Origin of the sequence: Streptomyces atroolivaceus, assembly GCF_000717025.1 — a bacterium.
Taxonomy (GTDB): domain Bacteria; phylum Actinomycetota; class Actinomycetes; order Streptomycetales; family Streptomycetaceae; genus Streptomyces; species Streptomyces atroolivaceus.
Map to the genome: position 1 here is coordinate 55835 of NZ_JNXG01000021.1, position 23440 is coordinate 79274.

Annotated in this window: 20 protein-coding genes and 1 pseudogene; 11 read left to right on the top strand and 10 right to left on the bottom strand. The window is 70.5% G+C overall.

The annotated features are described in order from the left end of the window. Positions 1-82 precede the first annotated feature (82 nt). On the top strand, positions 83-736 hold the full coding sequence (locus OO67_RS31890) for a Type 1 glutamine amidotransferase-like domain-containing protein (RefSeq protein ID WP_033305277.1): 654 nt from the start codon (positions 83-85) through the stop codon (positions 734-736). A 44-nt stretch (positions 737-780) separates the two neighbouring features. Here OO67_RS31890 and OO67_RS31895 read toward each other — a convergent pair whose 3' ends face one another. Further along, complete coding sequence (locus tag OO67_RS31895) at positions 781-1464, bottom strand: helix-turn-helix domain-containing protein (protein ID WP_244300385.1); 684 nt, start codon at positions 1462-1464, stop codon at positions 781-783. Between the two features lie 166 nt (positions 1465-1630). On the opposite strand from OO67_RS31895, the gene OO67_RS31900 reads away from it, so the two are divergent. Then, entirely contained in the window at positions 1631-2146 is a 516-nt protein-coding gene (locus tag OO67_RS31900; RefSeq protein WP_033305278.1) for a hypothetical protein, read from the top strand. A 115-nt stretch (positions 2147-2261) separates the two neighbouring features. Here the strand turns inward: OO67_RS31900 and OO67_RS31905 are convergent, their stop codons facing one another. Continuing rightward, a complete protein-coding gene (locus OO67_RS31905; RefSeq protein WP_033305279.1) occupies positions 2262-3461 on the bottom strand; it encodes a MalY/PatB family protein in 1200 nt (399 codons plus the stop codon). Between the two features lie 2 nt (positions 3462-3463). Further along, the gene (malX, locus tag OO67_RS31910) at positions 3464-5065 is read right to left on the bottom strand and encodes a maltose/glucose-specific PTS transporter subunit IIBC (protein ID WP_033305280.1); all 1602 of its coding nucleotides are present in this window, start codon (positions 5063-5065) and stop codon (positions 3464-3466) included. A 402-nt stretch (positions 5066-5467) separates the two neighbouring features. Between malX and OO67_RS40940 the strand changes: the two genes are divergently transcribed. Beyond that, positions 5468-5545 (top strand): 50S ribosomal protein bL37, encoded by a 78-nt coding sequence (locus tag OO67_RS40940; protein ID WP_374104540.1) that lies wholly within the window; start codon positions 5468-5470, stop codon positions 5543-5545. Between the two features lie 162 nt (positions 5546-5707). Here the strand turns inward: OO67_RS40940 and OO67_RS31915 are convergent, their stop codons facing one another. Beyond that, a complete protein-coding gene (locus OO67_RS31915) occupies positions 5708-6415 on the bottom strand; it encodes a DUF2470 domain-containing protein (protein WP_033305281.1) in 708 nt (235 codons plus the stop codon). A gap of 195 nt (positions 6416-6610) precedes the next feature. On the opposite strand from OO67_RS31915, the pseudogene OO67_RS40250 reads away from it, so the two are divergent. Next, positions 6611-6765 (top strand): annotated as a pseudogene (locus OO67_RS40250) (SAM-dependent methyltransferase); the annotation flags it as partial. Positions 6766-6937: 172 nt separating this feature from the next. Here the strand turns inward: OO67_RS40250 and rpmF are convergent. After that, complete coding sequence (rpmF, locus tag OO67_RS31920) at positions 6938-7108, bottom strand: 50S ribosomal protein L32 (RefSeq protein WP_033305282.1); 171 nt, start codon at positions 7106-7108, stop codon at positions 6938-6940. A gap of 436 nt (positions 7109-7544) precedes the next feature. Between rpmF and OO67_RS31925 the strand changes: the two genes are divergently transcribed. Beyond that, the gene (locus OO67_RS31925; RefSeq protein WP_033305283.1) at positions 7545-10934 is read left to right on the top strand and encodes a CARDB domain-containing protein; all 3390 of its coding nucleotides are present in this window, start codon (positions 7545-7547) and stop codon (positions 10932-10934) included. Between the two features lie 100 nt (positions 10935-11034). Here the strand turns inward: OO67_RS31925 and OO67_RS31930 are convergent, their stop codons facing one another. After that, complete coding sequence (locus tag OO67_RS31930) at positions 11035-11796, bottom strand: DeoR/GlpR family DNA-binding transcription regulator (protein ID WP_033305284.1); 762 nt, start codon at positions 11794-11796, stop codon at positions 11035-11037. Between the two features lie 326 nt (positions 11797-12122). Here OO67_RS31930 and OO67_RS31935 point away from each other — a divergent pair, with 326 nt between their 5' ends. Both OO67_RS31935 and OO67_RS40545 read left to right on the top strand, forming a co-directional pair. After that, positions 12123-12638, top strand: coding sequence for a hypothetical protein (locus OO67_RS31935; RefSeq protein WP_063746184.1), 516 nt, complete (start codon positions 12123-12125; stop codon positions 12636-12638). Between the two features lie 326 nt (positions 12639-12964). Beyond that, on the top strand, positions 12965-13096 hold the full coding sequence (locus OO67_RS40545; protein WP_279626915.1) for a hypothetical protein: 132 nt from the start codon (positions 12965-12967) through the stop codon (positions 13094-13096). Between the two features lie 176 nt (positions 13097-13272). Here the strand turns inward: OO67_RS40545 and OO67_RS31940 are convergent, their stop codons facing one another. From OO67_RS31940 to OO67_RS31955, 4 genes are all read right to left on the bottom strand, one after another. Further along, the gene (locus tag OO67_RS31940; RefSeq protein ID WP_051710081.1) at positions 13273-15261 is read right to left on the bottom strand and encodes an amylo-alpha-1,6-glucosidase; all 1989 of its coding nucleotides are present in this window, start codon (positions 15259-15261) and stop codon (positions 13273-13275) included. Beyond that, a complete protein-coding gene (locus tag OO67_RS31945) occupies positions 15258-16667 on the bottom strand; it encodes an MGH1-like glycoside hydrolase domain-containing protein (RefSeq protein ID WP_033305285.1) in 1410 nt (469 codons plus the stop codon). Before OO67_RS31945 ends, OO67_RS31940 begins: the two co-directional genes overlap by 4 nt. Beyond that, a complete protein-coding gene (locus OO67_RS31950; RefSeq protein WP_033305286.1) occupies positions 16664-17464 on the bottom strand; it encodes a sugar phosphate isomerase/epimerase family protein in 801 nt (266 codons plus the stop codon). Before OO67_RS31950 ends, OO67_RS31945 begins: the two co-directional genes overlap by 4 nt. Positions 17465-17573: 109 nt before the next feature. Next, complete coding sequence (locus tag OO67_RS31955) at positions 17574-18620, bottom strand: zinc-dependent alcohol dehydrogenase (RefSeq protein ID WP_033305287.1); 1047 nt, start codon at positions 18618-18620, stop codon at positions 17574-17576. Between the two features lie 136 nt (positions 18621-18756). Between OO67_RS31955 and OO67_RS31960 the strand changes: the two genes are divergently transcribed. The 4 genes from OO67_RS31960 (at position 18757) to OO67_RS31975 (ending at position 23424) form a co-directional block, all read left to right on the top strand. Then, positions 18757-20160 (top strand): ABC transporter substrate-binding protein, encoded by a 1404-nt coding sequence (locus OO67_RS31960; protein WP_033305288.1) that lies wholly within the window; start codon positions 18757-18759, stop codon positions 20158-20160. 33 nt (positions 20161-20193) lie between these two features. Next, positions 20194-21174 carry a carbohydrate ABC transporter permease gene (locus tag OO67_RS31965; protein ID WP_033305289.1) on the top strand — a complete coding sequence of 327 codons (981 nt, stop codon included), beginning with the start codon at positions 20194-20196 and terminating at the stop codon, positions 21172-21174. A gap of 80 nt (positions 21175-21254) precedes the next feature. Further along, a complete protein-coding gene (locus OO67_RS31970; RefSeq protein WP_033305398.1) occupies positions 21255-22121 on the top strand; it encodes a carbohydrate ABC transporter permease in 867 nt (288 codons plus the stop codon). A gap of 88 nt (positions 22122-22209) precedes the next feature. Beyond that, positions 22210-23424, top strand: a complete 1215-nt coding sequence (locus tag OO67_RS31975) for an ROK family transcriptional regulator (RefSeq protein WP_033305290.1) — start codon at positions 22210-22212, stop codon at positions 23422-23424. The last annotated feature ends 16 nt before the right edge of the window (positions 23425-23440 follow it).

Here is a 23440-nt window from a genome sequence, read left to right on the forward strand (position 1 = left end):
TCCATCCGTTCGTGGCCGGCTGCCCGCCGCCGGCCGGCCAGGCAGTGGTGTGACCGGACAACTGCCGCACTACGGTGCACAGATGCGCATGTACCTGTCCTCCTTCCGTACGGGCGACCACCCCGACCGCATGCTGGAGCTACTGGCGGACCCTGTCGCCGCGTGTGAGGTCGCGGTGATCGCCAACGCGATCGACGCCCTGCCGGACGGTGAGCGCCGGGCGCGCGTCGAACAGGAGATCAGCGCGCTCACCGAACTCGGACTGCGCGCCGTCGAGGTCGACTTGAGGGAACTCTTCGGCCTGCCCCGAGCCCGGACCGCCGCCGCCCTCTCCCGGTTCCCCCTGATCTGGGTCCGCGGAGGCAACGTGTTCGTCCTGCGCCGAGCACTGGCGAACAGCGGAGCCGACCGGGTCCTTGCCGGCCTGCTCCGGGACGACGCCGTCGTCTACGCCGGCTACAGTGCCGGCGCGTGCGTCCTGGCGCCGGACCTGCACGGGCTGGAGCAGTGCGACGACCCGCAAGCGGTACGGACCGCATACGGTGACCAGCCCCGTTGGGACGGGCTGGGCCTTCTTCCCTACGCCGTCGTGCCCCACATCGACTCCCCGGCGCATCCCGAATCCGAGATCCTCGGAGAAGTGGCCGATCGCTACCACGCCGGAGGCATCGCCCACCGGACCCTGCGCGACGGCCAGGCCATGGTGATCAACGGCCGGAGCACCCGCATCTGCTGACCTGACGATCGAGGCCCACGAACCGCCGTCGCGCGGGTGCCCTGTCAGTCGGTGAGACCCAGCGCGCCCGCCGCCTGGATCGCCAGCCAGACCTCGGCCAGGGCGCCCGTCGACGTCAGGTCCCGCTGGGCGAGCGCGCCGAAGCGCCGCAACCGGTAGGCGAGGGTGTTCGGGTGGATGTGGAGCGCCACGGCGGCCGTCTCGGTACGGCGGTCGCGTTCCATCCAGGTGCGGGCGGAGACCAGCAGATGCGAGTCGTGGGCCTCGTCGTACCGCAGGACCTCGCCGAGCACGTGCTCGACCAGCGCGGTCAGGACGGCGGGGTCGTCGGGCAGCCACCGGCCCGTCGCGTCGTCGCCGTACCGGACGACAGGGCGGCCGGACTCCACGGCCTTCGAGACCGCCCACAGCGCCTCGCGCTCCGCCACCTTTAGCGCGACTCCGGGCAGGAAGGGGCGGCTCATCCCCGCTGCCACGTCCGGGAGGTCACCGACGGCCTCCACCAGATCCGGCGCTCCCAGGACGTACCGGTCCTCGCCCCAGGTGAGCAGCAGATGAGGGTGACCCTCAAGGCAGTGCAGCAGCGCGTCGTCCGTGGTGCGGCGGACCACGAGGAGCACGGCTTCGCCCTCGATCGCGTGCCGGGCGAGCCGTCGGCGGGCCGCCTCCGGATCGAGTACCTCCTGCAGTAGCTCGGCCAGCGTCTCGGCGCCCTCGCGGCGCAGCACCTAGGGCGAGCCTGCGCAACGCGGCCCCTCGCACGTTTCCTGGTTCCGGGCCACCGGCAAGGCATGCTGGTGGCCGCGACCACGGCACCGTCCTTGGGCGCGTGCCGCGGCGCCGGACCAGGGTCGCGCGACCTTCCGCGGTCCCGCGACGGGTGAGGAGAACCAGATGGCGGACGACTGGTCGGACCTGTCACCGGAGTCGGCCGCGGGCGCTCGGGCGGGCCGGCTCAAGGAGCGCGTCTACGCGACGATCACGATGATCGCCGTGGTGGTCGGCCTGTCCGTCAGTGACGCGGGGACCACCGGCGCCCTGGCCACGGTCCTGACGACCGCTCTCGGACTGTGGCTCGCGGCTTTCGTCGCCGACCAGCAGGCGCACCGCACGGTGTACCGCCACCTCGCCACCGGCCAGGACCTGCGCCGGATGCTGTACGTCAGCAGTCCACTGCTGTCCTGTGCGGTGGGCCCGGCCGTGATGATCGCCCTCGCCGCCCTCGACGTCCTGTCCCTGTCCACCGCGCTGATGACGGCCGCCGGCGTGGGCATCGTCTCGCTCTTCGCCTGGGGCTGCGCGGGAGGGATCCGCATGGGCGGCGGCGTCCTCCTGGCGGTGCTGGCCGGTCTGCTGGACGCGGTGATCGGTGTCGCAGTCGCCCTGGTGAAGGCGTCCGCCGGGCACTGATGAGGAGGTGCGCAGCCCCCGGCGCCCGGCCTCGCAGCCGTATGCCGCCCGGCTCGGCCGCACGTTGTGCCCCGCCCCGACCGCACGGTGGGGGCGGGGCACAACGTGCGGCCACCTACATGAGCCGGCGCAGCGCCCGCACCAGCGCCTCGACCCCTGCTTCCGCCTTGGACCGGGGGCAGCCGACGTTGAGCCGTACCCGACCCGGGGTGCCGTACGCGGCTCCCGGCATGATGGCCACCTTCTCCACCTCGACGAGTTCGCGCTGGAGTGCGTCGTCGTCGACACCGAGTGGCCGGAGGTCGATCCAGGCGAGATACCCCGCTTGCGGAGGGGCCCACTCGAGCTGCGGGAACTCGCTGCGAAGACGGTCGGCGACCATCGCGAGGTTGCCCGCGAGGTACGTGCGCAGGGCGTCCAGCCAGGGGGCCCCCTCCCTGTACGCGGCGATGTGGCCGACGAGCGACAGCACCGCGGGGGAGGAGAGGCCGTCAGCCTCCTTGAGCTGCCGCAGATAGGCGTCACGTGAGGCAGCTTCGCCGATGATCCCGTAACTGCCGCTCAGAGCAGGGATGTTGAACGACTTTGACGCCGAGGTGATGACAGCCCACCTGCCTTCTCCGCCGAACCCCGCCCACGGGCGGTGGACATGCGGGGCGTGCGCCAGGTCGGAGTGGATCTCGTCGCTGATGACGGCCACGCCGTGCCGTGCGCACAGTTGCGCCATCCGGTCCAGTTCATCCGCTGACCAGACCCTGCCCGTCGGGTTGTGCGGCGAGCACAGCAGCAGCACCGCCGTGTCGCGCAGTGCAAGGAGCCGCTCCAGCTCCCCCCAGTCGTCCAGCGGGCACCCGCGGAGCTGCCTCCCGTGAGCCGCCACCGTCTTGGGGAAGGCGTCGTACATGGGGGAGTGGGCGACCACACCTTCACCGGGGCGGGACCACAGGCGGAGCAGTTGCGACAGCTGGTAGACCACGGACGGCGCGTAGACGACCGACTCGGGATCGACGGCCGTCGCGTGCCGCGTCGCGTACCAGTGGACGATCGCGGAGAGGAAGTCGTCCTGCCGCCACCGCGAGTAGCCGAGCACACCGTGGTCCAGCCGTTCGCGGAGCGCGGCCATGATCTCCGGGGCGGTCTCGAAGTCCATGTCGGAGATCGTGAACGGCAGCAGCCCGGGCACGCCGAAGCGGTCCTCGACGTAGTCCCACTGCGTGCACCAGGTGCCGTGCCGGTCCACCGGGATGTCGAAGCCGTAGGGATCCCGCGCGGTCCCACGATCCGGGCCGGAGGACCCGGCGGAAGGGGAGCTCATGATCAGCCCACCGGGATCATGGTGGCGATGGCGTCCTTCACCGACTGGACCTGCGGCCCGATGATGACCTGCACGTTATGGCCGTCGAGCTTGATCACACCCACGGCGCCGAGTTTCTTCAGCCGCGCCTCGTCGACCTGTCCGGCGTCACGCACCGTCATGCGCAGACGGGTGATGCAGTTGTCCAGGGACCGGATGTTGCCGGCGCCGCCGATCGCGTCGAGGATGGCGACGGCGTCGTACTTCCCCGCGACCAGCTCACGCGCGGGCTCCTCGGTTCCCTCCGGAGCGGCGTCCTGGTCGTCGTCACCGTTCGGCTCCTCCTCGCGGCCGGGAGTCCTGAGGTCGAAGCGGGTGATCGCCCAGCGGAACAGGAAGTAGTAGACGGCGAACCACACGGCCGCGATCACCGGCACCAGATACCACTTGGTCGCCGTGCCCTGAAGGACACCGAAGACCAGCCAGTCGATGACGTTGCCGTCGGTGTTCCCGATGAAGATCCCGAGCACGGCCGCGGTGAGGAAGCCGAGTCCCACCAGGACCGCGTGGATCGCGTAGAGCCACGGCGCGACGAACAGGAACAGGAACTCCAGCGGCTCCGTGATGCCGCCGACGACGCAGGCCACCACGCCGGACACGAGCAGGGCCTTGATCTCCGGGCGCATCTTCTTCCTGGCGCAGTGGTACATCGCGAGCGCCGCGCCCGGGAGGCCGCCCAGGTAGGCCGCCATCTTTCCCTGCGAGAGGAAGTTCGTCGCATCGGTGACGGCGGCGTTCGGCGAGCCAGCGCAGTCCAGGTGCGCGTAGAACATGTTCAGGGCCCCGGAGACGTTGTCCCCGCACACGGCACCCGAACCGCCGACGTCGGTGAACCGGAACATGGCCACGAGGATGTGATGCAGCCCGATCGGCCGCAGCAGCACCTCTCCCATACCGAAGAAGAAGGGCCCGAAGACACCGGTGTGCCCGATGCCGCGCCCGACGGCGGTGATCCAGCCGTTGAAGGTGGGCCACACCAGAGGGATGAGCAGACCGAGCACGCTCAGGACGAGGGCGGAGATGATCGGGACGAAGCGCAGCCCGCCGAAGAAGGCCAGTGCGTCAGGCATCCTTTGGGTACGAAAGCGCTGGTGGAGGAGGCTGACAACGATGCCAACGGCCACGGCTCCGAGGAGTCCCGTATCGATGGACTGCACTCCGAGCACATCGGCTATGCCGTAGTGCTTGATCGCTCCCTCGTCCTCGAAGTCGACGCCCTTGGCGGTGAGGTAGAAGTTCACCGCGAGATTCATGGCGGCGAAGCCGACGAACCCGGAGAACGCGGCCACGCCCTTGTCCTCGCGTGCGAGGCCGAGCGGAATGGCGATCGCGAAGAGGACGGGCAGGAAGGTGAAGGCGACCAGACCCGTGTTGGCCATCCAGGTGAAGACGAGGTGGAAGCCCTCGGCCTTCAGGAAGGGAAGGTTGTCGGTGACGGCGTCGCTGGAGAGCGAGGAGCCGATGCCCAGCATGATGCCGCAGAACGCGAGCAGAGCCACCGGGAGCATGAACGTCTTGCCTAGCCCCTGGAGGAATTCCCAGAGTGCGGCCTTGGTCTTCTGCATGTGTTCGGAACTTTCGAGCCTGGGGGGACGGGACCCGGGCGCTCGCCGCGGTGACAGGGGGACCGGCGGGTATCGAGCGACGGAAGGCATGACGCGGGGTTCGGTCCGCCTGCGCGCGACGCACCTGGGGATCGCCCGGTGAGCAGCGCCGGACAGGGCCGTTCCACCGCACGGATCACATCACAGCAGGTCGACGGCTGTCCATGGACGCCGGAGCGTGATCCGCTCCGGCGTCCGGGCGGATACGCACGGAGTGAACGGACTGTCGCGTGCCGTGACGTACGCCACTCGCTTGCACCTTCGGCGGGTGTTTGCCGCTCCGTCGCTGGGTAAGGGGCTCTGTGATCGCCGGAGCCGACAATCCGGTGGATAGTCTGCGAAAGCCATTGAAAGGGAGGTTCGATGTCCTCGAAGCGACGTCGTAAGAAGAGGGCCCGCCGCAAGAACGGCGCGAACCACGGCAGCCGCCCCCAGAGCTGAGCGTGCCGACAAGTACGGGGGGTGGCGCGTGCCACCCCCCGGACGCGTTCTCCGGCCTCGCGTCATCCGCGTCATCCCCGCGGGGCATCCCCGCGTCCCTCCGTACCTGCCGGAGTGTGCGCCGGATCGTCTCGCCTTCGCCGTCGGCGTTCCGGCCCGTCGTCAGGTGAGCAGTTGATTGCGGTGGGAAGCGCGACGGGCGGCGGACAGCAGGGCGTGGATCTGAGGGCCGGCCTGGTCGAGACGGACCACGGGCTTCGGGAAGGGCAGGCGCACATCACGGTGGGTGCCGGGGTACTCCAGGCGCAGGGTCACGCCGTAGCGGTCCATCGCCAGCGGGAGGATGCGCGTCACGCCCTTCTCCGGCTGGGGCTGCACCAGGCGCAGGAGCAGAGGGACGAGTTCGCCGTGGTCGTCCACCAGGTGGGTCAGCATCGCCGCCTCACTGGTGGCGATCGGATCGGGGTCCGTCTCCTGGAGGGCGTCCAGTGTGACGAAGGCGCGGCCCCTGTGGTCCTCGAAGACGGCCTGGCCGAACTCCATGCAGGTGCTCTCGGTGGCGTCCGTGGTGTACGGCGCCGACAGCAGGCCGGTCACCGTGACGCGGGCCCGCATGCGGTCCCGCACCGGCGTGGGCGCGATGTCGGTGAACTCGAGCCGGACGGGAACGCGTTCCCCCGGTCGGGTGGTGCCTCCCTCGGACGGTTCGTGCAGGTGGATGTGCCCTATCGCGGCCGTGCCGTCGAGGCGGTGAACCTCGACGGGGTCGTGCCCATCGCTCACCACGGTCATCGAATGGGCGGCGGTCAGGATCGACAGCACGCGTTCGGCGGCGGTGGGCTGTGTGACGCGGGAGTGGGAAGGACGCATCCAAGTTCTCCAGAGGAGCCGGCGGGGAGACCTCATTGCACTTACTTAGGTATGCCTAACCTAACCTATGAATCGAGGATCGGGTAGCGCGGTGCCGGTTAAGGGTGTTCCCCGCTCGGTGGCCCGCCCTCGGGCCGGCTACGGCGGGCGCTCCGGCATCGCGCCCTGACGTGCGGCCGGGCCTCACCGCTGACGAGGCCCCCGCCCCGGCCCGTCTCCATGAGGGCTCCGACCCGTTCGGCCGGCATGAGCTTCGCCGACATCGTCCGGGAAGCGATGACGTCCTCCCCGGCGCACGGCTGCGAGGCCGGCTGTTCTGGCGTTACGCGCTCGCATGGGTTCACCCCTGAGCGGCCCTGGGGCTTGCGGGCCGGCGTTCCGCGTCGGGTTCACCTGTACGCCAAGCGCGGGCGGGCGGTGCCACGGGTACGGCTGCACCCCCACGGACGTCGAACTGCCCGTGGGTGCCCCGGCACCGAATTTGGGAGAACGGAGCCGGGGCTCAGCAGCCTCGAGAGTCGCTCAGTCCTCGGGATGCAGGAGGCCGCGCTGATACGCCTTCACCAGCCGCTGGGGTACCTGATGGACGGTCCCCTCGATCGTGACCGGAACCAGCTGGGGTGTGGTGGCCTTCCATCGGGCGCGACGGTGGCGGGTGTTGCTACGGGACATCTTCCGCTTCGGGACTGCCATGAGGGCCTCCTGGGCCGGTTCGGGTGCCGATGGCCGGGACGCTATATGGAAATGATAGTCAATTTCAAAAAGTGCGCCGCCATCCTGCGTCCGGCCTCCTTCGGGACGCGTGTGCCTGGCTGAGCTGCGCGGACGATGGGCGCGAACCGGCGTCGATGTCGGGACCGTTGACAAAACTGCGGCCTGCTAGAAACCTGTCACCTCGACACCGCAAAATATTGACCAGATCACTCAAAATCCTAAGCAATACGCGCGAGTTCCCGGCGAGTGGCCCGCTGGCTCTCTGCCGGCGTCCCGGATCGCCCCCCATCGGTGTACCGGCAGCCCGCACCCGGCCGTCGCCGACCGCCGACCGCCGGACGGCGTACGCGTCGCGCGGTCGGTGACGCGTTGCGGTGCCCTCCCGGTCCCGTAGTCCCACGGAACAGAGGACAACATGAGATGGAAGCAACTCGGATGGCGGTTCGTCGCCGGCGCGGTGACGGCCGCACTGATGACCGTCGGGATCCTGCCGGTCACCGCCTCGGCGGCCGACCGGAGCCCCGACCTGGCCCTCGGTAAACAGGTGACCACCAGTGGGTCCCACGGCGCCTACCCGGCGTCGAACGTGACCGACGGCAGCCAACAGACGTACTGGGAGAGCCCCGGCACCTTCCCGCAGTGGATCCGCATCGACCTCGGAGGCCGGTTCGACGTCGACCAGGTGGTGCTGGCACTTCCGAGCACGTGGGAGCAGCGGACCCAGACACTCGCTGTCCAGGGCAGCACGGACGGAAGCAGCTTCAGCACCCTGTCGGCCTCGGCCGCCCGGGTGTTCAGTCCCTCGGCGGGCAACACCGTCACCATCGGCTTCACCGCTGAGCAGGTGCGGTACGTCCGTGTGCAGGTGACCGCCAACACCGGGTGGAACGCCGCGCAGCTCTCCCAGGTGGAGGTCCACGGCGAGGGCGACGCCGGCCCGCCACCCGCCAACGGCTCCAACCTGGCACTGAACAAGCCGATCGAGGCGTCGTCGTTCACGCAGACCTACGTGGCGGCCAACGCCAATGACGACAAGCCCGGTACGTACTGGGAGTCGAACGGCTACCCCTCCACGCTGACGGTGAAGCTCGGTGCCGACGCCGACATCGAGGCCGTCGTCATCAAGCTCTCCCCGGACCAGGCATGGGCGACCCGCACCCAGAGTGTCCAGGTGCTCGGGCGTGCGCAGGCCGCCGCGGGCTTCACGTCCCTGAAGGACCGTGCCGACCACGTCTTCGATCCCTCGGGAAACCAGAACACGGTGACCATCCCGGTCACCGGCCGCCACGCGGACGTGCGGCTGACCTTCTTCGCCAACACCGGTGCTCCCGGTGCCCAGGTCGCCGAGATACAGGTCGTCGGGACCGCCGCTCCCAACCCCGACCTGACCGTCTCCGAGCTGGTGTGGTCACCCGCCTCGCCGTCCGAGAAGGATGACGTCACCGTGAAGGCCACCGTCCGCAACGCGGGTACGGCGGCGGCAGCCGCGACGGCCGTGGAGGTCAGTCTGGAGGGCGTGGTCGCAGGCAGCGCACCGGTGGAGGGCCTCGCCGCCGGAGCCTCGGCCACCGTGTCGGTGGGCGTAGGGAAACGGCCGACGGGCACGTACAGCGTGTCGGCGGCGGTCGACCCGACCGACACGGTCGTCGAGCAGGACAACGGCAACAACAGCCGCACCGCATCGTCGAAGCTCGTGGTCGGCCGGAGTCCCGGACCCGACCTGGAGGTTCTCGGCATCACCACCAGCCCGTCGAACCCCGCCGTGGGCGCCGCCGTCACCTTCAGCGTGTCCGTCCACAACCGGGGCACCGCCGCCGTGAGTTCCTCGACGGTCACCCGCCTCCTGGTGGAGAACGTCACGCTGAACGGCGCCACCGGGGCCGTCCCCGCCGGAGGCACGGTCACCGTGCCCATCAGCGGGAACTGGACCGCGAAGAGCGGTGGGGCCAACCTGACCGCCACCGCGGATGCGACCGGAGCCGTCACCGAGACCGACGAGAACAACAACGTCTTCTCCCGTGCCCTCGTGGTCGGCCGCGGGGCAGCGGTCCCCTACACCGAGTACGAGGCCGAACACGGTTCCTACAAGGGGACGTTGCTCAAGTCGGACCAGAAACGCACCTTCGGACACACCAACTTCGCCACGGAGTCCTCCGGCCGCGAATCCGTACGGCTCGACTCCGGCGGCGAGTACGTCGAGGTCACCTCGACCGTGCCGTCGAACTCGATCGTCGTACGGAACTCCGTCCCCGACGCCCCCGGCGGCGGCGGGGCCGAGGCCACGATCAGCCTGTACGCCGACAACACCTTCGTCCGGAAGCTGACGCTCTCCTCCAAGCACAGCTGGCTGTACGGCGACACCGACAGTCCGGAGGGCCTGACGAACCAGCCGCAGGCGGACGCCCGCAGGCTGTTCGACGAGTCCAACGCCCTGCTCGGCCGGACCTACCCCGCCGGGACGAAGTTCCGCCTCCAGCGCGACGCGGGGGACTCGGCCTCCTTCTACATCATCGACCTCGTCGACCTGGAGCAGGTGGCGTCCCCGGCGAGCCGGCCGGCCGGCTGCACCTCGATCACCACGTACGGAGCCGTCCCGAACGACGGGATCGACGACACGGACGCCATCCAGCGAGCGGTGACGGCCGATCAGAACGGTGACATCGGCTGCGTATGGATCCCGCCGGGTCAGTGGCGGCAGGAGCAGAAGATCCTGACCGACGACCCTCTGAACCGGGGCGAGTTCAACCAGGTCGGGATCAGGGACGTCACGATCCGCGGCGCGGGCATGTGGCACTCCCAGCTGTACACACTCACGCCGCCCCAGGACGCGGGCGGCATCAACCACCCGCACGAGGGCAACTTCGGCTTCGACATCGACGACAACACCAAGATCTCGGACCTGGCCATCTTCGGCTCCGGCACCATCCGGGGCGGGGACGGCGACGCCGAGGGCGGGGTGGGCCTCAACGGGCGCTTCGGCGAGGACACCGAGATCACCAACGTGTGGCTGGAGCACGCGAACGTGGGGGTCTGGGTCGGCCGCGACCACTCCAACATCCCGGACCTCTGGGGGCCGGGTGACGGGGTCGAGTTCACGGGCATGCGGGTCCGCAACACCTACGCGGACGGCATCAACTTCGCCAACGGCACGCGCAACTCGACGGTGTTCAATTCGTCCTTCAGGAACACCGGAGACGACTCACTGGCCGTCTGGTCGAGCAAGTACGTGAAGAACCCCTCGGTGGACATCGGCCACGACAACCACTTCCGCAACAACACGATCCAGCTGCCGTGGAGGGCCAACGGAATTGCCGTCTACGGGGGTCACGGCAACACGATCGAGAACAACATCATCGCCGACACCATGAACTACCCCGGCATCATGCTGGCGACGGACCACGACCCGCTGCCCTTCTCCGGGGAGACCCTCATCGCCAACAACGCTCTCCACCGCACAGGCGGGGCGTTCTGGGGCGAGGCCCAGGAGTTCGGCGCGATCACGCTGTTCGCGGCCGGTCAGGACATCCCAGGTGTCACGATCCGCGACACCGACATCCACGACTCGACCTACGACGGGATCCAGTTCAAGTCGGGTGGCGGCTCCGTGCCCGGAGCGCGGATCTCGCACGTCCGCATCGACAAGTCCGTCAACGGCGCGGGGATCCTGGCCCATGGAGGCGCACGGGGCAGTGCGACGCTGACCGACGTGACCATCACCGGGTCGAACGACGGCGACGTGGTGATCGAACCCGGATCACAGTTCGTCATCAACGGCAGCGCGGGCAGGGCGCCCGGCCGCGACTAGGCACGGCCCGCCTCCTGGCCGGCCCGCCGTCGTGCGAGCCGGTCAGGGGGTGCGGGTGGGACGAGTCCGTGCGGCCGGGTGAGCCCGCGCTCCCGGGACCTCACATGAGCTCGACCAGGCCCCGGTACGGTTCGAGCCGCGCGTCCCCTGGCTCCAGGTCGGTGACCAGGATGTCGACCTCGTCCAGCGGAAGACACCTGGCCACGGCGCGGTGGCCCAGCTTCGAGGAGTCCACAGCCAGGACGGTCCGCCGGGAGACGGCTGTGAGAGCGCGCTTCACGGCTGCCTCGTCGGCGGTGAACTCCGTCGACCCGATGGCTTCGTCCAGGTAGGTCGCGGAGAGGAAGCAGGTGTGCAGGGCGAACTGCTGGAGCGTCACCTGGGCCAGCGGGCCCACCAGGCTGCCGGTGTGCGGGTCCGCGGCGCCGCCGGTGGCATAGGCCCTGCATCCAGGAGTCCTGGACAGCTCGTGGAAGGTCTCGAAACCCGTGGTCACCGCCGTCAGGTCGCGGACCGTTTGCTGCTTCAGGCACCGCGCGAGGCCGTGGGCGGTCGTGGAACCGTCGAAGCCGATACCGCCCTTGTCCGGCACGAGAGTCATGAGCTTCGCGGCGATCATGTCCTTGGCGGCGACGGAGCGTCCGAGACGGTGATCGAACGTCCATGCGTCGACGGGCACGGCTCCGCCCCGCACCCGGCGGATCTCGTTCCGCTGCTCCAGTACCTGGAGGTCGCGCCGGATGGTCATCGTACTGACGTCGCAAGCACGGGCCAGGTCGTCGACGCGACGTACCCCCTCCCGGAGCGCCGTGAGGATCGACGCCCTTCGGTGGTCCCCCTCGGCAGTGGTCTCCTCTGGCATGGTCTGTTTCTACCACAGCGAACACAGTGGTCCCGGGGGGTTTCCGTGCTTGCCCGGAGCGGTCGAAATCCGTTCCCGCACTCGGCGCGCGCCTACCGTCGCCAAGTCGCCTTCGGGTGTTGATACGTTTCAGGACGCTTCCGGAATGTGTCATCGATGTTCAATGTCTCGGTACTCGCACATGGGGGCCAGGGGTGAGTACGGCTGGGCGGGGCCCGGAGGCCTGGCGGGCCCCGGTTCCATCCCCGGCGCCCACGTCGCCTGGAAGCGGTGCCGGGCCGCCGGGAAGTGGTGGGATGGACCCCGACGATCCCTGAGGGACACGCGTGCACACGCCTGCCGACTACCTCGAACTGGCCCACGCCGAGAGCGACGAAGAGGTCCTGCACCGCCTCGCGCGGTGCCCGTACCCGTTCGTGTGGCATGCGCTCGCCGGTAACCCCCGGACTCCACCTGCCGTCCTCCTGGAACTGAGTGCGTCTCAGGACAGCGCCTGGAACGACAACAGACTTCTTCGTCTGCCGGCGGGACATCCCCGCGCGGACAGCACCGTCCTGCAAGCCGTCCTCGGTGCCGTGTCCGGGAAGCTCGCCGAAGGTGAACGGCCGTATGCGGCCGTCCTGGCCCCGGCGGAGCGTCCGGAGCTCGCGGAGGAGGAGATCCGGCGGCTCGGGACCCTCCGGGGCGCCTCCGCCCGAATGCGCGGCCTGCTCCGCCGGAGCCTCGGCACACGCAGCCGACCGTCACGGAGGAGCACCGGGTCGGAACGGGTCAGGGGTGGCCCTGCCTGTGGCACGGCCGCCCCTGACCCTCTGCCGTGGGCACCGGAACTCCCGCCGTGAGTGCCTCCGGACCTTCCCGGTCCCGTCGCCGCGAGGAGGCTCTTTCCGTGCGCCGGGTCCCCGCACTTGCGTGCGCCTTCGAGGGGCGGGAAAAATTGGGGAGGACGAGGAAGTACACGGCTCTTCGCAGGCGTCGCGGTGCCGGTCGGCACACGGTTCGGGAAGGCGGGGTACGACCACCACGGTCAGCCATGCCAGGACCCGCGCGGGCCGGCCGCGCTGCCCGCGTCCGGCGGCGAACAGCAGCCGATCCGTGCACGCCACGTGCACGCAGGGCTTGCGGGGCCGTGCGCGCCACCCGCCGCCACGGACACGAGGTGATCTCCGTGAACAAGATGGCTTCCGCGCTCAGGCTGCTGCGCGGGCGGATCATGGAAGCGGACGGCAAGGCACTGCAGAACCCACGGCTGAGGGACGAGGGCCGCCGGCTGCAGGACAAGTCGCGCGGGGGGCGGTAGGTACGGGGCCCGGTCACGGGTGAGCCAGGTGGGGGCCGTGTTACTCCCCGCGGCTGCGGTCCTGGGCCATGACCGATGACCGGACGCGGGCTGCCCCTTGCGGGGCACCCCTGGCGGCCCTCATCGCGACCGCGGGTCCGAAGGGTGAGGGCCCGTACCGCGACAGCCGTGTGCCCCTACGGTCGCGCGCGGGGAGCCGGCGGCCCGACCTCTGCCGGCCGTGCCGTTCGCAGCGCGGTGAGCACGGCCAGGGGCGTTGCCGCCGCCCAGGCCTGCGGTGAGCACGAATGGGGATACGGCACCGGGCGGGGGTGCTGTGCGCGGGAGTAGCCCGCCATCACCTCGGGCAGCCGGTGGCCGTGGTGGGCCGACGCCTCCAGCAGGCCCAGGGCCACCGTTCGCGTCTCGTCCCTCAGCCCGCACCGTGCCAGCCCGAGCAGGATGACCGCGTTGTCGTGCGGCCAGGAGGTGCCCCGGTGATACGAGAGGGGATGGTATCCGGGCTGGCCTGACGCCAGCGTACGGATGGCCCACCCGGAGAAGAAGTCGTCTTCCAGCAGCCGCCGCCCCACCCGCTGTGCGTGTCGTTCGTCCAGGATGCCGGACCACAGCAGATGTCCGGCGTCCGACGCCAGGGAGTCGACCTGCCGGCCGGCGCCGTCCAGGGCGAGGGCCGGGAAGTCGGGGCCGGGCATCCAGAAGTCCCGCAGGAACCGGGCCCGCAGATCGGCGGCAGCGCTCTCGAGCCGGTCGGCGTACGTGGCGTCGTCCCACAGGGAACGGGCCAGCCGCGCGGTGCGTACCAGCGCGTCGTACGCGTACCCCTGTGCCTCCGCGACGGCTATCGGCCCCTCGGCCTGGGTGCCGTCGAGGAAGCAGACGGCGCCGTCGGAGTCCTTCCAGTTCTGGTTCACCAGGCCCTGCGGGTCGGGCGAGTAGACCAGGTAGCCGCCGTCGTCCAGACCTCCGTCGCGGAACATCCAGGTCACGGCGGCCCGGGCCTGGAGCTCGAGGCGGGTGGCGAGCTCGCGGTCACCTGTGGCCTCGGTGTAGCTCTCCAGGAGCACCAGGAAGAGCGGGGTGGCGTCCACGGAGCCGTAGTAGCGGCCGTAGGGCACCTGGCGGAAGTGAGCCAGTTCGCCGTGCCGGATCTCGTGGACGATGCGCCCCGGCTGCTCCCCTCGGCCGGTGTCGTACTCCGTGCCCTGGGTCGCCGCGAGGGCGCGCAGGGTCCCCTCCGCCAGTTCCGGCCGGTAGGGCAGCGCGAAGAGCGAGGTGAACAGGGAGTCGCGCCCGAAGAGGGTGAGGAACCAGGGGACACCTGCCGCCGGTACACACACGCGCTCGCCGTCCGGGCCGGTGGCGGGAACCCGAAGCGCCGCCAGATCGCTCAGGCCACGTGCGCATGCGGCGGCCAGACCCTCGGGCGCGTCCGCCGGCAAGGGGAGCGGTGTGCTCGTGAACGCCGATGTGAGCGCCCCGTGTTCGGCGACGGCTTCCGCCGGTGAGCCGACCAGGGCCGGCGCGGGTGCGCCATGGGCGTACGCCGTGACGGTGAGCAGGAGTTCGGCCGCGCCGTGGGCGGGCAGTTCCAGGTGCCAGTCGAGCTGGTGCGCCGTGGCCTGCGCGTCGGAGGGCTCGACGGACACCGGGGCGGGGGAGGCGCACACCGCCGTACGGGACAGCCACTCGCCGCGCTCGTAGGTGAAGGTGACTCCCTCCGCGTGGGCGAGTGCCGTGCGCACGGCGCCGGCCTTCTCGTACCGGCGCTTGTCGGAGCGCAGTTCGAACTGGTCGGCGAAGTCGGCGTCCGCGATCAGGGAGAGGACCGCGGTGGAGGGCGCGGGACGGTTGTTGACCAGTCGCAGACGCTCCGTCAGCACACCTGCGGCGACCGCCTGTTCACGGAAGACGGTGTAGGCCGCCGGCTCGTCCCGGGTGCCGGGTGGCGTGAGTACGCACAGGGCCGACGCCTCGCCGGACGACGGCACCAGCACGGCCGGTGCGGCACCGTCGACGGTCAGCGCCCAGCGGCTCAGGTGCCGGGCGTCGCGATGGAACAGGCCGTCGGGGGAGGTACCGCGGCGGCCGCTCACGCCGCCGTCGGTCCCGAGTACGGCGAAGGTGCCCGCGCCGACCAGGGTGGTGTCCGCTGTGGCGTTCACGTACGTGCTCCGATCGGAAGGGCGCTCGCGGGAGCGGCGGGACCGGCGGGGCCGGTGTCGTCCGAATTCCGCGCCGCGGCCAGCAGATCGAGGGTGAGGGCCGCCGTCCAGCCGAAGGCTCGGGTGCCCCGGGCCTGGGCGGTGAACGGGTCCACGTACTCGGCGAAGGAACTGGCGCCGGCCGCGTCCAGCATGGCCGTGCGCAGCGCGTCCGCCGCGCGCGCCCGGCCGTACCGGCGCAGACCGCGCTCCAGCAGCCAGTTGGTGTTGAACCAGGCGGGACCACGCCAGTAGCGGGAGGGATCGAAGGCGTGACCCGTGAAGTCGTACGACGGTGCCATCGGGACCTCGCCGAGCCGGAAACCGGTGCCCGTCGCCGTATCGAGCAGGGCGTCCACGACGTGCTGGGGGAGTCCGGGGACGACGAGCGGGACGAGCCCGGCGACGCTGCGCTCGGGGATCAGCTCGCCGCCGACCAGGTCACGGCAGAGGAACATGCCGTCGGAGGGCGACCAGAGCCGCGCCACCAGGGCCTCCGTGAGGCGTGCCGCCCGCGCCTCGTGAAGGGCGGGGTCCCCGCCCGTCTCCGCGGCGATCCGGGCGAGGGCGTGCTCCGAGACGATCAGCAGGGCGTTGACACAGGGGTCCTCGACCGCGAAGGCGTGCTCGCCCGGCACGTCCGCGTAGCCGCTGTCCCGGTAGTCGGCGGCCAGCCGCACATACCGCCCGTAGTCCAGATCGGTGGGACGTTCCGCGGCCTGCCCGTGGTCGAGGTCGGCGCGCCGGTACGAACCGGGGGCGGCCGGGTCGACGCGTCGCAACGGGCCGTCCCAGCAGGGGCTGTTGTCCATGCCGGGCTCCCACGGATGCACCATGGCCGCCAGTCCGCCGCCGCCGAGGTCGCGGGGGCCCGTGAGGTAGTCGTGCCAGGCCACGAGGCGGTCGTACACACGGGGCAGGAAGCCGCGGCTGCGCGAGGTCTCCGGGTCCGCGAGGTGGACGAGCCAGGCGGCGAGGGCGTGCACCGGGGGCTGCACGATGCCGGAGGTCTCGGTGCCGGCCGGGGCGCCGGAGGGGGCGCCGGCCGTGGAGGAGCGCCAGAAGTCGGGGCTGGGGAAGTACGCGTCGAGAGGCACCGCAGGGCTGAAGACGATGTGGGGAACGCGTCCGTCGGACCACTGCGCGCCCAGGAGGCTCTCCAGCTCGCGCTGGGCCCGGCGCACCGAGAGATGGCGCAGCCCGATCGCGATGAAGGCCGAGTCCCAGCTCCACTGGTGCGGATACAGGCCGCGCGACGGAACGGTGGAGGAGCCCGTCCAGTTGGTGAGGAGCACCCGCGCCGCGCCGCGCCGAAGGGCCAGGTGACCGGCGGCGGCGGGCGCGGGGGTTTCGAGCAGCGACGTCACGCGCCGGACCTCCGGAGGAACCCGGGGATGGAGCGTACGGCCGCGAGGGGGTCGCCGGTCAGCCGGCATTCGGCGGCGAGGTAGCCGTCGTAGCCGATGCTGTGCAGGGCGCCGATCCAGGCCGGCCAGTCCAGGTGCCCGGCGCCCGGCTGGAAGCGGTTCGAGTCGCTGACCTGGGCGTGACCGATGTAGGGGGCTGCCGCCAGGACCGAGGCCGAGGGGTCGGCCTCCTCGATGTTCATGTGGTAGCTGTCGATGCCGATGCGGACGGAGTCGAGCCCCACCGTGCGGATCAGCTCGACGGCCTGCTCCAGCCGGTTGACCATGTGGTCCTCGTACCGGTTGAGCGGTTCCAGATAGAGGGTGACGCCCTCGCGGCGCGCGTGCTCGCCCAGCTCGGAGAGGCCGGCCAGCAGCACCTCGCGGTCCTGCTCCTCGGTGCGCGGCGGCTCGAACGGGGGGAGCCTGCGCGAGAACATCCCGTAGGAGGCGGGGGTCTGGACCCCCAGCGCTCCGATCTCGGCGGCGACGGAGAGCTGGGACCTCATCTGCTCCAGCGCGTCACGGCGCAGGTCGTCGTCGAACGCCGCGAAGAAGTGAAGCATGTCGACACAGACCGTCGGCATGATCACGCCGTCGGCCAGGGCCTGCTTCAGCTCGGGCAGACGGCCACGGAAGTGGAAGTCGCCCTTGGACCGCAACTCCACGGCGTCGTAGCCGGCGTCCTGGGCGAAGGCCCATTTCTCCTGGAGCGTGTCGCCGGGGAGGAGCTGTTCCTGGCAGGCGGTTCTCAGCATGGGATGCCTTTCGGCGCCGACGGAGGGCGCGCTGTGTTCTGGCTGTCGTTCGTGTCGGGTGGGCGGCCGGCAGGGTCGCCGGCCCGCCCGGGTGCCGCCGGGCTCGCGGTCAGAACTCCAGGACGACCTGAAGGGCGTCGGCCGGAGTCTCGTCGAGCAGCACATACGCGTCGGCGGCAGCCGCCACCGGGACGACGTGGCTGACCAGGGACTTCACGTCGACCTGCCCTTCGGCGACCAGCGAGAGGAAGGTCTGCTGGAGCCGCTCGACGGTCCAGCGGCCCGCCAGCTGCGGCGGCACCCCGCCGATCTGGGAGCAGATCAGCTGCACCCGGTTGTGGTGGAACTCGTCGCCGAGGCGCAGACCGGCGCCGTCGCCCTGGTAGAAGCCGGACGCCACGACCCGGCCGCCGACGGTGACGGAGCGCAGGGCCTCGTGCAGGGCCGGGTACACACCGCTGATCTCGATGGCGACGTCGGCCCCCGCCCCGCCCGTGGCGGCCCGGATGCGTTCGGCGACGCTGTCGGTCCTGGCGTTGAGGGTGTGCCGTGCGCCGTACTCACGGGCGGTCGCGAGCCGGCCGTCGAGCGCGTCGACCGCGGTGACGCGCCCGCCGTTGAGCTGGGCGAGGCGGGTGGTGAGCAGGCCGATGACGCCCTGGCCGAAGACGGCCACGTCCTCGCCCAGGTGGATGTCCGCGGCGAGGATCGCGTTGTACGCGATGGCGCCGACCCGGGCGAAGGCCCCGGCGAGCGGTTCCAGACCGGCGGGCAGGGTGTGGCCCGCCATGCGCTCGGCCGGGACGATGCCCTCGCTGCGGTGACCCCAGATGCCCCAGACCAGGTCGCCCGTGACCGGCATGCCGGGCGTGCCGACGAGCTCGGGGGAGACCTCGGTGACCTCACCGACCTCGGAGTAGCCCCAGCCGGCCACCGGGTACTCGATCCCGGCCGCTCCGTCGCGGAAGATCCGGGCTTCGGCGTCCCAGGTGCGCGTCAGGTACGGGTTCGTCCCCCGGTAGGCGGTGAGTTCGGTTCCTGCCGAGATGCCGGAGTAGCGGGTGCGGACCCGCAGGTGCCCGGCGGGGAGCGGAGCGCTCTCGTGCTCGGCGACTTCGACCTGTCGGGGGCCGGTGAACTGGACGACGCGTTCCACGGGGAGCTCCGGTAGCGCTTGGAGGGGTGTTGCTCGCTGACTTCAGTCGAAGATATCTCAGAGTTACGTCTTGTCAACAAGCAAAAGTGATGCTGAGATGCATCAGGAAAATGCGTAAGTGGCGTGAGGACACAGCATGGTGATGAAGACCCGACGGTCGAGGGCGACCCTGTTCGGGCTCGCCGCGACCCTGGCGGCAGGCCTGCTGGCCGGCTGCTCAGGCAGCTCCGGCACAGAGCGGCCCGACCACAGGATCACGGTGTGGTCGCAGGAGAACCTGCCGCCGCGGATGGCGGCGACCAGGAAGGTCATCAGCCGTTTCGAGAAGGAGAGCGGCGTCGAGGTCGATCTCGTCGGTGTGGACGAGGCGCAGCTGCCGCAGCTGATCATGTCCGCGGCGGCGGCCGGCAGGCTCCCGGACGTGATCGGGGCGGTCCCGATGGGCCAGGTCTGGCAGATGTACGGCAACGGCCTGCTGAACACCGAGGTCGCGGACCGCATCGTGAAGGACCTGCAGCCGGGCACGTTCAACAGCAACGCGCTCGCGCTCACCTCCGACGGCGCCACCAGGCTCGGCGTCCCCTCCGACGCCTGGCTGCAGATCCTCGTCTACCGCAAGGACCTCTTCGCCGAGGCCGGGCTCGACGCGCCGGACGACTACGCGAGCGCCCTGAAGGCCGCCGCCACCCTCGACACCGGCGGCCGGGACGGCATCTCCCTGGCCACCGATCCCTCGGACGTCTTCACCCAGCAGAGCTTCGAGGACCTCGCTCTGGCCAACGGCTGCCAGCTGGTCGACGAGGCGGGCGAGCCCGCTCTCGACTCCCCGGCCTGCCGCAACGCCTTCGCGGCCTACGACGATCTCGCGCGCGAACACGGAGCGCCCGGCACCCAGAGCGTGGACACCACCCGCGCCACCTACTTCGCCGGGAAGTCGTCGATGATGGTCTGGTCGTCCTTCCTCCTGGACGAGCTGGCGGGCCTGCGCTCGGACGCGCTGCCGAGCTGCCCGGAGTGCAAGAAGGACCCGGAATTCCTGGCCCGCAACACCGGTGTCGTCACCTCCTTGAAGGGCCCTGACGGCAAGGAACCCGCCCAGTTCGGCGAGATCACGTCATGGGCCGTCACCAGGACCGCCGAGACGGACGCCTCCAGCAAGTTCATCGAGTACATGATGGGCAAGGGGTACGCCGACTGGTTCGGCATGGCACCCGAGGGCAAGATCCCCGTCCGCACCGGCACGGCGGACTCTCCGGACACCTTCGAGCAGGCGTGGCGCGCCAGCGTCATGGGCGTCGACCGCCGCGAGTCCATGCAGAAGGCCTATCCCTCGGCTCTCCTGGACCGGCTCGTCACCGGTGTCGGCGGCATGAAGCGATGGGGCCTGACCCAGGGCCAGGGCACTCTCGTCGGCGCCACGAACGGTGAACTCCCCGTCGCCAAGGCCATCGGGGCGATGACCAGCGGCCAGCTCTCGCCCGACGAGGCCGCCGAGGAGGCCGACGACGAAGTCACCGCCCTCCAGAAGTCCCTCCAGTAGCCGCACGCCGCTCCCTCACGAGGTAACCGACCCATGAGCACAATCCAGAGCGGCGCGAAGAAGCGCCGCGTCCCGCCGAAGAGTTCGAGCAGGCGGGAGAACCGCGCGGGCCTCGCCTTCGTGACCCCCACCTTCCTGGTGGTCCTGGTCGTGGTGATCCTGCCGATCCTGTGGACCGTCCTGCTCGCCTTCCAGAACGCCAAGCTGGTCGACATCCAGGAGAACGGCCTGTTCGGCCGCTGGACCCTGGACAACTTCTCCCAGGTCTTCGGCTCACCCGGCTTCTGGAGCAGTCTCGGCACCACGCTCCTCTACACCGTCGGCTCCACCGCCGGCTCCGTCGTCCTCGGACTGATCGCCGCCCTCGCGCTGCGCAGGCCCTTCCGCGGACGGGGCGCCCTGCGCGCCGCCATGCTCCTGCCGTACGTCGCTCCCGTGGTCGCCGTCTCCTTCGTGTGGGAGGTGGCGCTCAGCCCGCAGTACGGCATCGTGAACGAATGGGGCCACAAGCTCTTCGGATGGGACGACCCCATCGCCTTCCTGTCCACCAGGTCCTACGAAGTCGGCCTGTTCGGACTCCACTTCGACATCCCGCTGGCGCTGCTCACCGTCATCGCCTTCGAGACCTGGCGCTACTTCCCGTTCGCCTTCCTCTTCATGCTCGCCCGCCTCCAGGCGGTGCCGGCCGGCCTGGAGGAGGCCGCGGAAGTCGACGGGGCCACGCTGTCCCAGCGCTTCCGGCACATCCTGCTGCCGCAGCTGCTGCCCGTCATCGCGCTGCTGTCCGTGCTGCGCTTCATCATGACGTTCAACAAGTTCGACGACATCTACCTGCTCACCGGCGGCGGTTCCGGCACGGACGTCGTGGCCGTCCGCGTCTACGACTTCCTCACCTCGCGCTTCGACGTCGGAGCCGCCTCCGCACAGGCGCTCGTCCTCGCCGTCGTGCTCATGGCCCTCCTGGGCATCTACTTCAAGTTCTTCGGCAAGAAGATGCAGGAGGAATCGGCATGACCCCCACCCCGACCATGACCCGCGAAGAGGCGGAGCGCACCGCCCGCCCGCTGCCGTCGGCGCGGCGTTCCCGGCCGCGGATGACCCGCGCCCAGTTCGAGGAACGGTTCTTCGGAGTCCTGCGCTGGGTGGTGATCGCCTTCCTCGCGGCGATCACGATCGTGCCCTTCTACTACATGCTGATGCTGTCGGTGAAGCCCATCGACGCCCTGCTCCTGGACCCGGGCAACCTCTGGGTCTCGGCGAAGGACTTCACCCTCGATACGTACGAGAGCGTCCTGAAGTCCTCGGAGGAGGGCGGTCAGGGCTTCCTCGGCATGCTGCTCAACTCGGCGCTCGTCGCCGTCGCCACGGTCCTGCTCACGCTGGCCGCCGCAGTTCCAGGGGCGTACGCCGTCAGCCGGCTGAAGTTCTTCGGCAACCGTCAGGTCAGCGCGGTGTTCCTCGCGGTCTACCTCTTCCCGGCCACGCTGCTCGCCGTCCCGCTCTTCGTCATGTTCGCGAAGATGGGGCTGTCCGGCAGCCTCGTAGGGCTCGCCATCGTCTACATCGCACAGACCGTCCCCGTCTCGATCTACATGCTGAAGAACTACTTCGTCACCATCCCGTTCAGCATCGAGGAGGCGGCGGCGATCGACGGCGCGTCGCGCCTGCAGACCGTACGCAAGATCATCCTGCCCCTCGCCCTGCCGACCCTCATGGCCACCGGGCTGTACGTCTTCATGATCGCCTGGAACGAGTTCCTGTTCGCCCTCCTCTTCCTGGCGGCCGACCCCGAGCTGTGGACCGTCTCCCTGGGACTCCAGCAACTCGCCAACGGCATCGAGGTGTCCAAGACCGTGCTGATGGCCGGGTCGGTCGTCCTCACCATCCCTGTGGTACTCCTGTTCTTCTCCGCCGAACGGCTCCTCACCGAGGGCCTGACCAGCGGTGCGGACAAGGGCTGACGCCGGGAGCCGGGCGGGCCGGCAGTCGGAAACCCGACGGCCCTGCGGGGCAGGCACGGACGCGACAGACAGGGCGAGGACGACGGGGATGGCAGGAAACCAGGCCAGCGCGGGGCATCTGCTGCAGCTCATCCGCAGCGGCGAGGCCACCACGCGCGGAGAGCTCCAGCAGGCGACCGGCCTGTCCCGCTCCACGGTGGGACACCGGCTCGACCAGCTCTTCGGAGCGGGCTGGCTGCGCGGTGCGACCGGCACCTCCACGGGCGGACGACCCTCCGCCCGGCTGGAGTTCGACCCGACGCACGCCGTGGTGCTCGTCGCGGACCTGGGGACCCGGCATGCCCGCGTCGCGGTGCTCGACCTTTCCGGGACCGTCCTCGCCGAGCACACCGGTGCCCTCGTCATCGCCGACGGCCCCGACCGCGCCCTGGACCAACTGGCCCGCTGGTCCGGCCCGCTGCTGGCCGAGGCCGGTGTGGGGGCCGAGCGGGTCTGCGGCGTCGGGCTCTCCGTGCCCGGACCGGTGGACTGGGAGTCGGCCCGGATCGTGCAGCCGCCGATCATGCCCGGCTGGGACCGCTTCCCCGTACGGGAACGGATGCGCGAGGCCTGGGCCGAGCACGTCGGGCCGATGCCGGCCGAGGGACCCCTGCCCGTCTTCGTCGACAACGACGCCAACCTGATGGCCCTGGCGGAGCAGCGGGCAGGGCACCCGGACTGCACCGCCTTCGTCCTGGTCAAGGCGTCCACGGGGATCGGCGCCGGTGTCGTCGTCGGCGGCGAGATCTACCGGGGCATCGACGGGGGAGCGGGCGACATCGGACACATCCGCCTGCACGACCGTCCCGACGCGCTGTGCATGTGCGGCTCCTACGGCTGTCTCGCGGCGGTCGCCAGCGGCCGGTCCATCGCCGGACAGCTCACCGCCGCCGGTGTCCCCACGGCGTCGGGGTCCGACGTGCGCGAGCACCTCGCCGCGGGTCAGCCGGACGCCGTCAGGCTCGCCCGCGAGGCGGGACAGCGCGTCGGCGAAGTCCTGGTCACGGTCGTCACCCTGCTCAACCCCGGTGTACTGATGCTGAGCGGGGACCTGGCAGGCACCCCGTTCCTCACCGGAGTCCGTGAACTCATCTACCAGCGCGCCATGCCACGCACCACCGCCCACCTCCAGGTCGTCACCTCCGAACTGGGCGACCGGGCGGCCCTGCTCGGTGCCGCCCGCATGGTCATCGACCACCTGTACGCCCCCGACCGCGCCGACTCCCGCCTCGCGGCACTGGCCCGTGCCGGCGACGGCGCCTGAGCGCACCGCACCCGCA

Bases quoted from the DNA above. Each gene is read 5' to 3' on its own strand.
- OO67_RS31890 (WP_033305277.1), top strand. From the start codon at position 83: ATGCGCATGTACCTGTCCTCCTTCCGTACGGGCGACCACCCCGACCGC.
- OO67_RS31900 (WP_033305278.1), top strand. From the start codon at position 1,631: ATGGCGGACGACTGGTCGGACCTGTCACCGGAGTCGGCCGCGGGCGCT.
- OO67_RS31905 (WP_033305279.1), bottom strand. From the start codon at position 3,461: ATGAGCTCCCCTTCCGCCGGGTCCTCCGGCCCGGATCGTGGGACCGCG.
- malX (WP_033305280.1), bottom strand. From the start codon at position 5,065: ATGCAGAAGACCAAGGCCGCACTCTGGGAATTCCTCCAGGGGCTAGGC.
- OO67_RS40940 (WP_374104540.1), top strand. From the start codon at position 5,468: ATGTCCTCGAAGCGACGTCGTAAGAAGAGGGCCCGCCGCAAGAACGGC.
- OO67_RS31915 (WP_033305281.1), bottom strand. From the start codon at position 6,415: ATGCGTCCTTCCCACTCCCGCGTCACACAGCCCACCGCCGCCGAACGC.
- rpmF (WP_033305282.1), bottom strand. From the start codon at position 7,108: ATGGCAGTCCCGAAGCGGAAGATGTCCCGTAGCAACACCCGCCACCGT.
- OO67_RS31925 (WP_033305283.1), top strand. From the start codon at position 7,545: ATGAGATGGAAGCAACTCGGATGGCGGTTCGTCGCCGGCGCGGTGACG.
- OO67_RS31930 (WP_033305284.1), bottom strand. From the start codon at position 11,796: ATGCCAGAGGAGACCACTGCCGAGGGGGACCACCGAAGGGCGTCGATC.
- OO67_RS31950 (WP_033305286.1), bottom strand. From the start codon at position 17,464: ATGCTGAGAACCGCCTGCCAGGAACAGCTCCTCCCCGGCGACACGCTC.
- OO67_RS31960 (WP_033305288.1), top strand. From the start codon at position 18,757: ATGGTGATGAAGACCCGACGGTCGAGGGCGACCCTGTTCGGGCTCGCC.
- OO67_RS31965 (WP_033305289.1), top strand. From the start codon at position 20,194: ATGAGCACAATCCAGAGCGGCGCGAAGAAGCGCCGCGTCCCGCCGAAG.
- OO67_RS31970 (WP_033305398.1), top strand. From the start codon at position 21,255: ATGACCCGCGCCCAGTTCGAGGAACGGTTCTTCGGAGTCCTGCGCTGG.
- OO67_RS31975 (WP_033305290.1), top strand. From the start codon at position 22,210: ATGGCAGGAAACCAGGCCAGCGCGGGGCATCTGCTGCAGCTCATCCGC.